This window comes from Spongiivirga citrea (assembly GCF_010671565.1).
Lineage (GTDB): Bacteria > Bacteroidota > Bacteroidia > Flavobacteriales > Flavobacteriaceae > Spongiivirga > Spongiivirga citrea.
On record NZ_JAABOQ010000001.1, the window covers coordinates 769,700 to 786,345 of the forward strand.

The 16,646-nt window shown below is 36.6% G+C and carries 13 protein-coding genes; 3 read left to right on the plus strand and 10 right to left on the minus strand.

Annotation, left to right across the window (positions count from 1 at the left end; translation table 11 throughout):
• The 6 genes from GWK10_RS03555 to GWK10_RS03580 form a co-directional block, all read right to left on the minus strand.
• On the minus strand, positions 1–732 hold the full coding sequence (locus GWK10_RS03555; protein WP_164029515.1) for a heavy metal translocating P-type ATPase: 732 nt from the start codon (positions 730–732) through the stop codon (positions 1–3).
• A complete protein-coding gene (locus GWK10_RS03560; protein WP_164029516.1) occupies positions 729–1,454 on the minus strand; it encodes an acetolactate decarboxylase in 726 nt (241 codons plus the stop codon). Before GWK10_RS03560 ends, GWK10_RS03555 begins: the two co-directional genes overlap by 4 nt.
• Positions 1,455–1,457: 3 nt before the next feature.
• The gene (locus tag GWK10_RS03565) at positions 1,458–2,693 is read right to left on the minus strand and encodes a TolC family protein (RefSeq protein ID WP_164029517.1); all 1,236 of its coding nucleotides are present in this window, start codon (positions 2,691–2,693) and stop codon (positions 1,458–1,460) included.
• Positions 2,690–6,397, minus strand: coding sequence for an efflux RND transporter permease subunit (locus GWK10_RS03570; protein ID WP_164029518.1), 3,708 nt, complete (start codon positions 6,395–6,397; stop codon positions 2,690–2,692). Before GWK10_RS03570 ends, GWK10_RS03565 begins: the two co-directional genes overlap by 4 nt.
• A 109-nt stretch (positions 6,398–6,506) precedes the next feature.
• Positions 6,507–6,920, minus strand: a complete 414-nt coding sequence (locus GWK10_RS03575; protein WP_164029519.1) for an HYC_CC_PP family protein — start codon at positions 6,918–6,920, stop codon at positions 6,507–6,509.
• Between the two features lie 54 nt (positions 6,921–6,974).
• Complete coding sequence (locus tag GWK10_RS03580) at positions 6,975–7,124, minus strand: hypothetical protein (RefSeq protein WP_164029520.1); 150 nt, start codon at positions 7,122–7,124, stop codon at positions 6,975–6,977.
• A gap of 239 nt (positions 7,125–7,363) precedes the next feature.
• Here GWK10_RS03580 and GWK10_RS03585 point away from each other — a divergent pair, with 239 nt between their 5' ends.
• Positions 7,364–7,978: a WG repeat-containing protein gene (locus GWK10_RS03585; RefSeq protein ID WP_164029521.1), complete on the plus strand. Its 615-nt coding sequence runs from the start codon at positions 7,364–7,366 to the stop codon at positions 7,976–7,978.
• Positions 7,979–8,056: 78 nt separating this feature from the next.
• On the opposite strand, the gene GWK10_RS03590 is transcribed toward GWK10_RS03585, so the two are convergent.
• Positions 8,057–8,659, minus strand: coding sequence for a methyltransferase domain-containing protein (locus GWK10_RS03590; protein WP_164029522.1), 603 nt, complete (start codon positions 8,657–8,659; stop codon positions 8,057–8,059).
• A gap of 100 nt (positions 8,660–8,759) precedes the next feature.
• Between GWK10_RS03590 and GWK10_RS03595 the strand changes: the two genes are divergently transcribed.
• Complete coding sequence (locus GWK10_RS03595) at positions 8,760–9,167, plus strand: DUF1801 domain-containing protein (RefSeq protein ID WP_164029523.1); 408 nt, start codon at positions 8,760–8,762, stop codon at positions 9,165–9,167.
• A 17-nt stretch (positions 9,168–9,184) separates the two neighbouring features.
• On the plus strand, positions 9,185–9,601 hold the full coding sequence (locus tag GWK10_RS03600; RefSeq protein ID WP_164029524.1) for a DUF3052 family protein: 417 nt from the start codon (positions 9,185–9,187) through the stop codon (positions 9,599–9,601).
• 60 nt (positions 9,602–9,661) lie between these two features.
• Here GWK10_RS03600 and GWK10_RS03605 read toward each other — a convergent pair whose 3' ends face one another.
• From GWK10_RS03605 to GWK10_RS03615, 3 genes are all read right to left on the minus strand, one after another.
• Positions 9,662–11,608 (minus strand): OmpA family protein, encoded by a 1,947-nt coding sequence (locus GWK10_RS03605; protein WP_164029525.1) that lies wholly within the window; start codon positions 11,606–11,608, stop codon positions 9,662–9,664.
• A 14-nt stretch (positions 11,609–11,622) separates the two neighbouring features.
• The gene (locus GWK10_RS03610) at positions 11,623–12,663 is read right to left on the minus strand and encodes a PorP/SprF family type IX secretion system membrane protein (protein WP_164029526.1); all 1,041 of its coding nucleotides are present in this window, start codon (positions 12,661–12,663) and stop codon (positions 11,623–11,625) included.
• Between the two features lie 11 nt (positions 12,664–12,674).
• Positions 12,675–16,646 (minus strand): T9SS type B sorting domain-containing protein (locus tag GWK10_RS03615; RefSeq protein WP_164029527.1); only part of this gene is annotated, 3,972 nt, incomplete at its 5' end.

Below are 16,646 nucleotides of genomic sequence, written 5' to 3' on the forward strand. Positions count from 1 at the left end.
TTAAATTATTAACATTAAACTTGCCATAACTATCATAATGGCGTTCTCTATAAAAGTGGCTTCTGTCATTGGTAATTTAAGGGCCGTACCTAAACAGGCACATCGAATAGCTTTCTTATCTAAAAGTGTTTTCGTAACTCCAATTGTGGTAATTACTAAAACAACAAGTGTGACGATAAGTGCGATATTTATTTCAAGGCGCATTAGGAACATTATGCCTAAAGCAGTTTCAACAAAAGGATATATTTTACCGTAAATTGGAATGCGTTTTGCTAAAGGGTCATACATACTAAAGGACTCTGGAAACCCTTTTAAATCCAACATCTTAAAGAAACTAAATACAATGTAGAATAAGCCCATAAAATCCAGCATAAAGACACTCCAAGACCAATTCTTATAGTGAAGTAAAATACTCGATGAAGCGATATAAAAAATAATAAGTATTAGCGGTTTTAATTGTTGCAATTTGCTTTTTTCTTCTTCCATTGGCATTGCCGACATACTTGAAGATGTAAACACATTCTTCACTTTCTTTTCAGATAAGGTATACTTTTCTGGTAATGCTTTTTGCAATAAATCAGTTGAAATATGTTTGTCCATTTTCACTTCTGCTTCACCTTTTTCAAGATTAACAGATACCTCCGATATGTCATCTATTTCGCTTAAATATCTTTCTACGGAAGCTTTACAGTTATTGCAAGTCATTCCTGTTATATTATATGTATGTTTCATTGTTTTGGTAGCTTTAATATTATTGTTTGATTTAATGACAAATCATCAATATGGCCTGCGATATCTTTATCATCTGTCTTAAAGTGCATATGCATATTGGTTGTATGATGGGTAAAAACTGCTTGGTGTTTTGTAGAATAGAAACCAACGATTTGAACTTCTCGATCTTGCAAAGTTCCATTTAAACCAGATTCTTTATGCTTTTTGTGATTGTGGATAGTGTCGTCATCATTCCAGTTTATAACGTGCCAATCTAAAGAAGCGATAGTACCTTCTAATAGGAAAGGAAATGGTTTTTCTACGTCAATTCCATTATTTGTTGCTATTTCAAAAATTTGCTTTTCTAAATCACTTTTTGTTTTACTATTCTCAATTTGAAAAGAATCCCACGCTTCAATTTCTGCATATACTAATAGAGATGCTTTTAAATTGTAAGAATCTTTAATCTGTAAACTACTATCAACCACAAAACTGTTGCTTGGTTGACTATCAAATATTTGAATTTCGCCCTTGAGGTTATCCACAGCACCAAGAGCGTAAAGGTTTTTCATTTTTGAAAGTGTGTCTAAACTAATTACGGGTTGAATATTACCAGACATTATTGTTCTTAAAGCACCTGAATGTTTTACTTCTGTTGAAAGAGTTTTACTTTCTTTATCGCGACAAGACGAAAAGGCAATTGTAAAAAACACTAATACGATTATATATGTTAATCTTTTCATTGCTTAATTGGTTAAGTAATTAATAATTGTGCTTTGCACATAGTAACCCTTAATAGACTCTATTTGGTTCATTTGAAACTTTAGTTGCAATTCCTGAATATCCAAAACATCATTAAAATCTATCGTTCCTATTTCGTAACTTTTGATTAAGATGTCTTCTGCATCTTTAGCTTGTTTTAAATTCTTGGTTTGAGTCTCATAACTTATTCTTGCCGAAATACGCTCATTAATCGCTTTACTTAAAAGTGTTTCCAAAGTGTTTAATTGTTCTTGTTTTTGAGCTGTTATTTCTTGCTGTTCTAGCTCATTCTGCTTGGTTTGAGATTTATATTTTTTATTAAAAATTGGAATGGATACCGAAATCATAGGCATCACAATATCTTTACCATTATCCGTGAAGCTCATATCTGGTCTTTCGGAAACATTGATATAGTCTAAGCCAAAACCAATCATAGGACTGCTTTCTTTTTGGTTTAGTAATTCTGATTGTTCTATGGATTGAAATAGTTTATCATACTTTAACAGTTCAGGATGCAATGCTAAATTTTCAGTGATGATTTCAAAGTCTTCTGAAGGCATTATTAAACTCTCTACCACAGTAACAGAAATATCATTTTTCCTATTCAAAAGATTATTAAGATTCGTTTGTTCCGCCAAAAATTGTTGTTGCAACACCTCTTTTAGTTGTTGCATTTCATTTTGACGCATTTGTAATCGCAACACATCTACAGCAGAGGCTTTACCAACCTCAACAGACGTAAGTGCTAAAGTCTCATAAGTTTTGAGCAATTCAATATTTTGAACCAATACCTTTTGTTTCGCTTTGTTGGCGTATAAATTATAATAAGATTGTGATACAGAAGCCATCAATTTTCGCTTTGCGATAACAATGTCTTCATATTTTGCATCAGTTAATGAACTCACATAATTTTCTCTTGATGTAATTGTACCAAACCACGGTAGCATTTGTTTAGCTGATACTTTAAAGCGTTGCGCTCCTGTTCGTGTTTCTGGTTCACTTATAAAGTAACCTACACCAAATTCGGTATTCGGAATAGTGTTGACCTCATTTACTTTTTCTGAAACTCTCTTGTATTGTAACTCCAACTTTTGAATTTCTGGATTGTTATTTAATGCTACATCAATAAGCGTTTCTAACTCTTGACTTTGCGCAGAAACCACGAAGCATAAAGCACAAAGAACAAAGACTGCTTTTATATTGATTTTTATGTATTTCATTTTGATGCTCTTTTTAGTTCAACTTCTGCTTTCCAACTATACAAAACCGGCACAACAAATAAGGTAATTAATGCGATTAGCATTCCGCCGAAGCTTGGTATGGCCATTGGTATCATAATATCGCTTCCTCTTCCTGTAGATGTAAGTATCGGTAACAAAGCAAGAATAGTTGTAGCCGTTGTCATTAAACAAGGGCGAATACGTTTTTCTCCTGCTTCAATTACCGATAGTCGTACATCAATTAGGGTAAGGGGATTATTTTTGCTAAATGTTTGTTTTAAATAGGTAGCCATTACTACTCCGTCATCTGTTGCAATACCGAAGAGTGCAATAAAGCCTACCCAAACTGCCACACTTAAATTAATTGGGTGCATCTGGAATAAATCACGCAGATTTTCGCCAAAGAAGTTGAAGTTTAAAAACCAATCTTGGCCATAGAGCCATATGATTATAAAGCCACCTGCAAACGCTACTGCAATACCTGTAAACACCATTAATGATGTACCAACAGAACGGAATTGGAAATACAGTATTAAAAAGATGATTGCCAATGCTAATGGCACAACAACAGATAGTGTTTTTTCTGCTCGTAACTGATTTTCATACGTTCCTGTGAATGCATAGTTGATACCTTTTGGCACAATTAGCTCACCAGAATCTATCTTTTCTTGGATAAGTGCTTGTGCATTTTCAACAACACTTACTTCTGCAAAACCATCTAATTTATCGAACAGTACATAACCTACTAAAAAGGTATCTTCACTTTTAATGACTTGTGGCCCTTGTTCGTAGCGAATGGTTGCCAATTCGCTTAATGGAACAGGACTGCCTGTTGAAACTGGCACATAAATCTGTTGTAAGTCTGTTGGATTTGCTCGTAATTCTCTTGGATATCGCACACGAACACCATAGCGCTCACGACCTTCGACTGTTTGAGTTAAGACCATACCACCAACAGCAACTTTCAATACATCTTGAACATCTTGTATTGAAATGCCATATCGTGCGATTTTCTCTCTATCAATATCAATCAACAAATACGGTTTACCAACAATACGGTCTGCAAAGACAGCTTCTTTTTTAACACCTTCAGCTTCCTTGATAATGTTTTCTAATTGTACTCCAAACGCTTCAATTTGTTTTAAGTCTTGACCTTTTACCTTTATTCCCATAGGTGCTCGCATTCCTGTTTGAAGCATTACCAATCGGGTTTCAATAGGTTGTAGTTTTGGTGCTGACGTAACTCCAGGTAATTTGGTAACTCTTACAATTTCATTCCAAATATCGTCTGGTGATTCAATTTCTGGTCGCCAATTACGATAGTATTCACCATCCCCGTCTTCGATTAGTTGAGACCTTTTGACTGTGCTATAAGCAATATTTTCGGAATTATTAGGATTAGAAATAAAGCTACCATCTTTCAATTCAAACAAACCATCCTCATTTACCTTATAGCGTTGTCTTTCTCCATCTACATTCAGCATATATTCTGGCTTATACTGAATGATGTTTTCATACATTGATAGTGGTGCTGGGTCTAACGCTGATTCTGTTCTACCTGCTTTACCAACAACCGTTTCAATCTCTGGAATACTGGCGACGGCCATATCCAATTGCTGTAAAACCCGTTTGTTTTCTTCTACGCCAGAATGAGGCATTGAGGTTGGCATTAGTAGAAATGAGCCTTCATTTAAGGATGGCATAAACTCTTTGCCTGTATTCTTCATAATCAAAAACCCTGCAATAACAATCGCAGTAGGAATAGACAAAAACAACAATTTATTTTCTAAACACCACCTTAAAATACGCGTGTAATATTTGATGAATAGTGAGAAAACACCCAATAAACCAAAACAAATTACACTTACAAAAATGAGATTCCAAAAGATGCTTTTATCTACTCCTAATGGTCGCCAATATTCGGCTAACAAGAATACTATTGCTGATGCTGAAATAATGATATTGATAAGGTTAGTTTGTTTGTCTGCTATCTTATTTTGAAGATTGAGAAGTGCTGTAATTCCAAAAACTATCAAAATCAATCCTAACCAATACCCATAGACTATTGCTACGATACCTAAAGCTATTAAAACACCATTTAAAACATATTTAAAAGTGTTTTTAATGCTTTTCTTTCTGAATAAAAATGCTGCAAATGGTGGTATTAAAAATAAAGCAACAACAATAGATGCTGTTAAAGCAAAGGTTTTTGTAAAAGCTAATGGTCTAAATAATTTTCCTTCTGCACCAATCATTGTAAAGACTGGAATGAAACTAATTATTGTTGTCATTACTGCGGTTACAATAGCACCAGAAACTTCTGCTGTTGCATTATAAACTACCGTATTAATGGTTTGTGTTCCATCATCTTCATCCAAGTGCCTTATAATGTTTTCTGAAAGAATCACACCAACATCGACCATTGTACCAATAGCAATTGCGATACCAGATAAGGCGACAATGTTGGCATCTACTCCAAAGAACTTCATTGCTATAAAAACCATTAAAACTGCAATAGGTAACAAGCCAGAAATTAATACTGAAGCTCGAAGATTAAACACCATAATGATGATAACCAAAATGGTAATCAGTATTTCCAAAGTCAATGCTTCGTTAAGTGTGCCTAATGTTTCTTGAATTAATACGGTTCTATCGTAAAATGGTACAATGGTTACTTGTGATGTTCTACCGTCTGCTAATACTTTTGAAGGTAATCCTGCACTTAATTCGTTAATTTTCTCTTTGACATTATTGATTACTTCCATTGGGTTTGCTCCGTAACGAGCCACAACAACAGCACCCACAACTTCTGCACCTTCTTTATCTAATAATCCACGTCTTGTTGCAGGACCTAATGATACTTTTCCGATGTCTTTAATTCGTATTGCTGTATAATCTTCGGAAGTAACAACTGCGTTCTCTATGTCAGAAATAGACTTGACATACCCTAAACCACGTACTAAATATTCTGCATTATTGATTTCAATAGTTTGCGCACCAATGTCTTTATTACTTTCCTTAACTGCTTTTACAATATGATGCAAACCAATATTATATTGACGCATCAATTCAGGATTAACATCTACTTGATACTCCTGAACATAACCACCAATAGAGGCAACTTCTGATACTCCGCTTGCAGAGGATAGTGCATATTTAACATAGTAATCTTGAATACTGCGTAGCTCTTGTAAATCCCAACCGCCAGTAACGTTTCCATTTTCATCACGACCTTCAAGTGTGTACCAAAATATTTGTCCTAATCCTGTGGCATCTGGTCCCAATGCTGGATTAACACCTTGGGGTAATAAACCATTTGGTAAGGAATTCAGTTTTTCGAGTATGCGACTTCTGCTCCAATAAAATTCTATGTCTTCTTCAAAAATGATATAGATACTTGAAAAGCCGAACATTGATGAACTACGAATGGTTTTCACTCCAGGAATACCTAACAAGGAAGTGGTTAATGGATAGGTAATTTGGTCTTCTATATCTTGTGGTGAGCGACCATCCCACTTTGTAAAAACGATTTGTTGGTTCTCACCTATATCTGGTATGGCATCTACAGCAACAGGATTGCTTGGTAAGAAACCTGTGTCCCAGTTAAAAGGTGCATTTACCGTTCCCCATCCTACGAAAAAGACGAGTAGCAGTACTGCAACAAGTTTATTCTCGATAAGAAATTTGATTGCTTTATTAAGCATATAGTTTGATTATTAAACAGTTAGACATTGGTGTTGAGAAAACACCGAACACAACAAATTATCCTTAGGACATTGCAGTCATAGGATAAAAAAGTCTATTGCTTAAAAATCAAATTAAATAGGTCTCGTCAATCTTGAAGATTTGCCTGACGATGAGTGGTGGTTTGTATTCTCTAAAAGAGTTTATTTCTCCATCAAAACCCTCAAATAAATCAATGTAGCTTAAAACGAAAGAAACTACAATTTGTTGTTGTTCATAGGTCAGTCTTTCAAGAGATGTTTTTAACTCATTTTGACCATCAATTAGTAATTGCTCATCACTACAACAATTCTTTTTTTCTATTGAACAATCTGAACTTGAAGCGGACCGCATTTTCATTCCGCAATTTTCTGCCTTTTTGAATATCGCAGTATCTACTAAAGTATCTCCACAATAATGCATATCAATAGTAAATGACATTGTAGAGAATAACACTACAAAAGCCATTATTAATGACATTATTTTATGGAATATTCGTTTCATATTAATTGCAAAGGTATTAAATTTTAACAACTCAAAATTTTGTTTAACAGAAACTTAAAATAGATAATTTTGATTCAAATCAATGTTTTCGCTTAGAATGGCCTGTAAGTGAGAAGGCATTATGTAATCCGTAAGTACTTCGCCTGTAATAGCATCAATCCAATCTGAATTTTCTGGGTTGTACTCCCATTCTCTATAATCCATAGGAGGTTTTCTTTGGTTAAGGTTTTTTCGTTTTTTGGAATTCGCTAGCAGTATCGACTAACTCCTGCACTGCTAGAGCTTAATATACCTTTTCCGTTTTGGTCATTCTGATTTCACTTTAAAACAATCAGACACCCTCAAAGAAGCTTTTAAATTCTCTTTTCCATATGACACAAATCATTTAAACTACCAAGTCGGTTTATTAATTTCCTAGATGAAATATTTAAAACATCGAAATCATGAAATCGACCCTAATACTTTTATTTTTCGCCATAATGCCATTCCTCGCCTTCAGTCAAGATATAGTAGCATATGAAGCCATTGGTGAATTAAGCGAAGATCTTATCGCTGTTAAAAAAAACTCGAGCTGGGGTTTTATAGATTCCAATAATAAGGTGATTATAAACTTTAAAGACAATATCGTTTCTGAAAACTATTGGATGGATAATGAAAAAAAATATCCGTTGTTTAAAAACGGTCTCTGTATTATCGTCGAATACAAAGACGACATACCATATTATGGTTATATAAACAAAACAGGAACCATTGTTATAAAGCCTCAGTTTTTAAATGTCAGCAATTTTAATAACGGTTATGCCCTGGCTACTGTAATTAACAAACGTGTAAAAGGAGTAAACCAATATTTGAATAAAGAGATTATCTCTTATGATTTTTTCGAAGCCATTATAGATACCAAAGGAGGGATAGTAAAAGTTTTACGTGATATTCCTTATTTATACATGCGTCCAAAAGATTATGAAAAACCCTATTCAAATAGTAGGTTTATTGGTGAAAACATGCTTGCCGTGCAAAATAAGGCTAGCAAATGGGAAATTGTTTCATTCAACAAATAAAAAAACTATAGTTTTTGAAGCTTAATCAAGAGCGAAGTTCGTCTTGTTTTTAAGAATAAAAGCTGGTTTAATAGTTAGTCAAATCTTTTTTAAGAATATTCCGAACAGCTCATTTCCCATCCGCTCTGGAATAGAGTTATAACTTTGCTCAAAAGTCCTAACCTTAAAATGAGGTTTTAAGTAGCTCAAGTACGACTCTCGATCCCCACCAAAAGGTCGTTTTTCCATATCACCCGTTAAAGGAAAATCAAACCATAAACCGACTAACTTTCCATTTGGGTTGAGTAACTTAGCCATTTGCTTTGCATACAGACTTCTTGTTTCTTCTGTAGGAGGAAAAGAGCAGAAGAAGGTTTGCTCGATAATTAAATCATATTGATTATCGTGTTTAAAAAAGTCTTCAAGAAGCAATTGATCTTTGGGGAAATTGGGATTGCGCTTACCGAATTCCTTTAATGGTACCTCAGAAATGTCCATTACACATACATGCTTGAAGCCATTCTGAAAAAGATACTCAGCTTCATATGCATTTCCTGCACCTGGAATTAAAATGCGCATATTCTTATCCTTTAACTGATCAAAATAAGTCTTAAGCGGCGTAGAAATATAACCGATATCCCAGCCTGTTCGGTTTTCATGATAACGATCTGTCCAATATCTTTCTAAGCCTTTTTCAGTCATTAGCGTAGCTATACTTTAGAGTGAAAGTTACTCAATAATCTAGGTTTAAGTAGTTCTATAAACCGGTTTAAAGTTAAATTCATCTTTTTATCTTTAAACTATGATTGACAACTACCCTGAGGTAAAAGCCGTAATTGATAAAATTGGAGACCCGCAAAAAGAAGAAGATTGTATTGCTCTTTTTGATATGATGTTATATATCACGAAGCAGCCTCCGAAAATTTGGCGAGGTAGTATGATTGGTTTCGGCGAGTATAAATACACCTTAAAAAATGGTCGTGGAGGAAAATGGTTTCTTACTGGGTTTTGCCAGCGGAAAAAGTTTTTAGTTATATATATCATTGCTGGGTTTTATCGGTATGAAGCACTTCTAAAAGAATTAGGTAAGTTTGAGAATGGTGTTTCTTGCTTATATGTAAAAAATCTCGCTGATATTGACAAGGTGGCTTTAGCAGAACTTATTGGCTTATCGGTTGATTATGTTAGGGGTCAATATGATGTCGTATAACCATTGAATAACAAAAAATGACTACAACAGGATATTCCGGTACTCCATTAGCTAAAAAACTTGGTATTAAGTCTGGATTTGAAGTTTTGATTCTCAATGCTCCGACATCCTATTTATCATTTTTCAATGACTTTCCTTCTGATGTTCAACTTATAGAAGATGATTTATTTAAAGGAGAAGTAGATTTCATACACTTATTTGCAACTTCGGAAGATGAGTTAACAACATACTTTAAAACTGCAAAAAGCACTCTCAAAAAGTCTGGAATGCTTTGGATTAGTTGGCCTAAAAAAACATCAAAGATTCTCACGACTATTGAAAAGTTTGACGTGATGAAATACGGTTTAAAAATGGGGCTTGTTGACGTAAAAGTTGCTGCTATAAATTCCGATTGGAGCGGGCATAAATTTGTTTACAGAAAGACAGATCGTTAAAAAAGCCATTCTTTTTCGAGAATGGCTTTTTAATAATTCAACTTAGTAAGACCAGATATTTTATTTACTTACCACTATAAACTCACTTCGCCTGTTTTCTTCGTGGGTAGCATCATTACATTTTACACCATTACTACATTGGTTTAGTAATTGAGATTCTCCAAAGCCCTTTCCGCTAATCCGATCGGCCGGAATACCTTGATCAACAATCCATTTTGCAGTTGACTTAGCTCGTCTATCGGATAATTTAAGATTATATGAATCACTACCTCTACTGTCGGTGTGTGACCTGATTTCTATTTTTACGGTTGGGTTTTCTTTCATATAATTCAATACCTTCATGAGTTCTGGCACTTCACTTTTTCGAATTGCAGCTTTATTCAAAGCAAAATATATGGGCCTCAAATTCAATAATTTTGCAATATCCTCGCCCTTATATGGAGGGAGTTCCAATAAATCTACCTGAACATCAGGACGGTTGTTTTCCCGGCTCAAACTAAAACTCGATTCCCCGCTTTTATGGCCTTCTTTGCTTCCTACTATTTTGTATGCTTCATTAGCACAACTCGCATCGAAGGTAAATTTACCCTGAGCGTCGGATATGGTACTTGCAACTTCTTCGCCCTTAGCATTAATTAATTTTAGTGTAGCTCCAGAAAGTGGTTTTTGAAAATGAGTTTCGAACGCTAAACCATTGATCCCTCCGTCACAGGTAGTTTCTATTTCTCCGGTCCGCACAAAGCCATAAATATCATCTCCTCCTTGCCCACCATCTCTATTTGATGCGAAATATCCCATGTTGGTATCTTCATTAATGATAAAACTAAAATCATCTTTTGGGCTATTAATTGGTTCTCCAACATTGTAAACTAAGGCATTATTTTCAGTTATTGTTATCTGATCTAGGTCCGTAACAAAGACATCTAATCCGCCTAAGCCATAAAACCCATCAGAAGCGAAAAATAGCTTATTACTTTTTGTTACAAAGGGGAAACTTTCTCTTCCTTCTGTGTTAACCGTAGGCCCAAGATTCTCTATATCTCCATATGAATTATTATCTTTAATAGATACTCGGTAAATATCAGAAGAACCAACACCTCCTGGCCTATCAGATGTAAAATACAAGGTCTTTTCATCATCGCTTAAAGCTGGATGCCCTGTTGAAAATGTTTCGCTATTAAAAGGCAATGGGGTAATAGCATCCCATTTCCCGTTTTCATTTTTTGTGGCTTTATACAATTTTAGTAAAGTATTACCGTCACTATCCTCTCCCTTTTTCCCATCGTACAAATTATTACGCGTAAAATACATAGTATTGCCATCCTTAGTGACCACTGATGAGGATTCATGTAAGCGGGTATTGATTCCCTTTAGTTTCTTTCTTCTACTCTTCTTTATTTCATCTTGTTTATTAGGAACCACCTCATAAAGATCATATAAGGTTTCATTGTTCCACAAATGCTTTTTTACTTGAAAACCAATTAAAGATCCGCCAGAGGAAACCAGTAGATTTTCTCCATAAAAACTTGGAGCAAAATCATTATTATTAGTATTGAAGGATTGCGGTTCTAAAGTAAATCGGCCTCCGTTTTCTGCAATCTTTTCTAAATAGTTTTTCGTTTCAACAAATCTCTTTGCTCTACTGTCATTTGGTTCGGATTGGACAAATCGTTCCATCCATTTATCTGCTTCAACATACTTTTTATTTGCCTTTAGCGATTGGGAAAAACGGAAGTAAGATTCCGAAGCCACCTCCGCATTTCCCTTATCAAATAATTTTCGATACCATTCTTCAGCATTATTAAAGTCTGCATTGAAATAATAAGAATTAGCTAGCTTTTCTAGTATATTAACATCGACATTCGTATCATCATCGATTTGATTTGTATACAGCTTGATTGCCTTTTGATAATCGTATGATTTATAACTCTCATTAGCTTTTTCTGATTGTCCCATAGCTTGCCCTAAGCAAATAATGCCGCATACTAGTGATATATATTTTTTCATGATTGTCATTGTATTTAGAAAAATCTTGGAGAATACACCCCACTTGCGTTACTGAATAAATCCACTCTTAAAAAGACTTCATGCGAGCCCGAGTTAAACCGCCTTAATCTTGTAGTCTCAAAATCGTAGGCATAACCGATCATAATCCCATCCGTAATCTGAAAACCAGCCATTGCACTTAGAGCAGCACTCCATCTGTAAGCTGCTCCTAGCGTTAATTTTTCATTAATCAGTAAATTAGCCGAAAGATCAACTTGTAATGGAGCTCCAGAAACATATTTAGTTAGAAAAGCAGGCTTCAATTTTAGTGAAGGACTTAAATCGAAGACATACCCTCCTATTAAATAATAATTTACTCGTTCTTGTGCTAAAAAAGTATCAGAATTAGCACCGTTATCATCATAATGATCAGTTTCTAAAAAATTTGGAACCGAAAGTCCTACGTACCAATCATTACTATGCCAATACAAACCAACACCAAAATTTGGAGAAAAACGTCGGTCTATATTTTGCTCAAAAAGAGGATCGCCCGGTTCCAAGGTAGGTGTTTTAGAAAAATCCACATTCAGAATATTTCCACCGGCCTTTAACCCAAAAGATAATTTTGTATTCGCGGAAGTATTGATCGTATAACTAAAGTCAACAAACAAATTCTGCTCTTCACTAGGACCAATTTCGTCATTGATTACTGACACTCCCAAACCTAAGGTGCCTTCTGAGTCCAAAGGTGTATTAAAACTGAGTGTTTGCGTAGTAGGCGCACCATCCAGTCCTACCCATTGTGATCTGTGTAATAATAAACCACTAAACACACCCCTGCTTCCGGCGTATGCAGGATTTACACTGATGGTGTTATACATATACTGTGTGTATTGGGCATCTTGCTGCGCCTCGACACTATTGAAGCAAGTCAAAAGTGATATAACCAGTAATAAAAATAGCTTACGATTAAAATATATTAATCGCTCTGGATCACTGCTCGCTTGATTAAAAAGGAACAACCTTCTATAGTTTATTAATGTACTAAGTTGAATTTGGATATATATAGTTTTCATGATGGTTTCGGTTATCGGTTAATGTAAAGGAATCCTGAACGCTCGACTTGATCTGTACCATTATTATACAGTAACACGTAATAGTAGGTACCTTCCGGCAACTGTTTTTCTTGCTGCACGGTGACCCTGCCTTCCGACTCACCCCTGAAATACCGGTTATTCTGCATATAGCCATTAGCTTCATAAACCAACACCCCCCATCGGTTGTAAACTTCTAAAGTATTATCTGGGAAATTTTCTAATCCTCTGATGACGAATACATCATTTTTTCCATCTCCATTGGGAGAAAATCCGTTAAAGAACTGAACTTCTTGTCCATCATTATTATTTGGTTCTAAGTAGTCTGGAACCCCATCTACATCACTATCCTGTGCATCATCAGGATTTCCATCACCATTAGGGTCCGGGCCTTCATCTGCCGTGTCCGCCGGATCATCATCATCATTGTCATCAAGATAATCAGGAATTCCGTCCGCATCAGTATCCAGAGTATCACCAGTATTTGGATTTCCATCATTATCAGGATCTGATCCTTCAAATATTGTGTTAATACCATCTCCATCATCATCATCATCCAGATAATCTGGTGTACCATCTCCATCTGAGTCTTGAATATCGCCGGTATTTGGATCACCATCTCCATCGGGATTTGGATTCTCATAAATTGTATCTACTCCATCTCCATCATCATCAATATCCAAATAATCAGGAACACCATCTCCATCACTATCTTGAGTTTCTCCCGTATTTGGATTTCCATCTGCATCTGGGTTTGGGTTTTCGGTAATTGTATTTACACCATCGCCATCATCATCAATATCCTGAAAATCATCAATACCATCTCCATCTGAGTCTTGTAATGGATAATCTATTGCTCCGCCGTTAGGATCATCCTGTACACTATCCGGAATACCATCTGTGCCTACAGGACCGTCAAGTCTTCCATCTCCGTCAGTATCTAGAGCATCATGTCCTGCTTCATATATGTCGAGCACACCATCACCATCTGCATCTAGATCAATACTATCAATCAAACCATCACCATCCGTATCCAAGGTTGGATCTCCATTCTGTTCTTCCAGATCCGGAATACCGTCATTATCATCATCAAGATCAACATCGTCTGTAATCCCGTCATTATCAGTATCATTGTCATCTAAATAATCCGGAATACTATCTCCGTCTGAGTCTGCTGCGTCATCGGGATTACCGTCATTGTTAGGGTCAGGTGATTCATCTACGGTATTGATTCCGTCATCGTCATCATCCTGGTCTAGGTAATCAGGAGTTCCGTCACCATCGGTGTCTTGTGTATCTCCTGTACTAGGGTCTCCATCATTATCAGGATCAGAACCTTCGAAAATTGTATCGATACCATCTCCGTCATCGTCCTCATCCAAATAATCGGAAATTGTATCACCATCAGTGTCTTGAGTCCCCCCTGTTCCCGGATCTTCATCGCCATCTGGATTCGGATTCTCGTTCACTGTATCAACACCATCACCATCATCATCGGTATCCAAATAATCTGGCGTCCCATCACCGTCGGTATCTTGTGTTGCTCCAGTATTCGGGTCTCCATCGGCATCAGGATCTGGCCCCTCATTACTTGTAGCCACCCCATCACCATCATCATCAGTATCCAAGTAATCTGGTATACCATCTCCATCACTATCCTGTGCATCATTTGTCGAAGGATCTCCATCTGGGTCTGGATTTTCGTTAGAAGTCAGAACACCATCATTGTCATCATCCGAATCCCTATAGTTTACATCGTTAATTGGTGCTGTTAATGCATCACCATCTGTATCAGGGAGATCAGTACTTGGATCAGTATTCACTTGATTTCCATTTGGATCATCGTAACCCGTGGTATCGCTATCGAATGCATCATCAAGACCATCATTGTCAATATCATTGCCACTGGGGTTGATATTTGGTACTCCGTCATTATCAGTATCGAATCCTTCTATACTATCTGGAACACCATCATCGTCACTATCAGCATCCAAGTAGTCTGGTATATTTTCTGTTGTGTTTCCATCTGTATCGGTTGGAACAATTGTTATCCCTCCATTATCGGTATCATAACTATCATCTAGTCCGTCATTGTCAGTATCATTACCAGAGGGAACTAAATAGCCAGCTGTTGTTTGGGCTTCAACATTATCGGGAATACCGTCATTATCGGCGTCCAGATCAAGATGATTTGGCACGCCATCATTATCAGCATCCAAATTATCATTCACCCCATCACCATTCGAATCAGTAAATCCTGGAAAATCCGGGTCACGGAAATTTGGAATACCATCACTATCATCATCAGCACTAGGATCTATACCGCCACTTTCTGCAGTATCAGGAATGCCATCATTATCATCATCGATGTCTAAAACATCGACAATTCCATCCTGATCAACATCTGGCAGTGCTTCTTCCCTCCAGTTTGGCTCACCAGTTGGGAAATCCGTATCTGGAAATGGGTTGCTAGCAGTTTGACCTCCATTAGTGGGATCAAGATTCGCATCATCTGTATCAAAATTATCATCTAAACCGTCGTTATCAGCATCAGAATTTGCCGGAACAATATCGGCTACACCATCATTATCTGTATCATATGCCTCAATGGTATCGCTCTCACCATCATTATCACTATCTAAATCGATGTAATCAGGAAGGTTTTCACCAGTATCACCATCAGTGTCAGTAGGAACAACGGCTGCACCTCCATTATCAGTGTCATAACTATCATCTAACCCATCTCCATCCGAATCAGTACCACTTGGAGCTACATAGGTAGCTGTAGGTTGTGCCTCTATATTATCTACAATACCATCATCATCACTATCGATATCCAAATAATTTGGATTACCTGTGCCGTCAGAATTCGGAGGGTTTAGCGGTGTTCCTGAGGTGATTTCTCCACTGCCGCTACCACTATCAACATTATCCAGATCATCTGCCAAACCATCATTATCTGCATCAACCATACTAGTAGGATCTCCAGGAGTTGGATAATCTACACGACCATCACCATCTGTATCAGTACCGCCTGCTTCAGTAATATCAGGAATACCATCATTATCACTATCTAGGTCAAGATGATTGGGAACACCATCACCATCGAAATCAAAATTGTCATTCACACCATCACCATTCGAATCCGTAAATCCTGGAAAATCTGGATCGCGGAAGTTAGGAATACCATCACTATCATCATCGGCATTAGGGTCTATACCACCACTTTCTGAAGTATCAGGGATACCATCATTGTCATCATCTAAATCATTCACATCCGCTACACCATCACCATCACTATCTATTGGGTCTCTCCAATCAGGCTCTCCTCCTACATTGTCAGTATCCGGGAATGGATTATTAGCAGTTTGACCTCCATTAGTGGGATCAAGATTCGCATCATCTGTATCAAAATTATCATCTAAACCGTCGTTATCAGCATCAGAATTTGCCGGAACAATATCGGCTACACCATCATTATCTGTATCATATGCCTCAATGGTATCGCTCTCACCATCATTATCACTATCTAAATCGATGTAATCAGGAAGGTTTTCACCAGTATCACCATCAGTGTCAGTAGGAACAACGGCTGCACCTCCATTATCAGTGTCATAACTATCATCTAACCCATCTCCATCCGAATCAGTACCACTTGGAGCTACATAGGTAGCTGTAGGTTGTGCCTCTATATTATCTACAATACCATCATCATCACTATCGATATCCAAATAATTTGGATTACCTGTGCCGTCAGAATTCGGAGGGTTTAGCGGTGTTCCTGAGGTGATTTCTCCACTGCCGCTACCACTATCAACATTATCCAGATCATCTGCCAAACCATCATTATCTGCATCAACCATACTAGTAGGATCTCCAGGAGTTGGATAATCTACACGACCATCACCATCTGTATCAGTACCGCCTGCTTCAGTAATATCAGGAATACCATCATTATCACTATC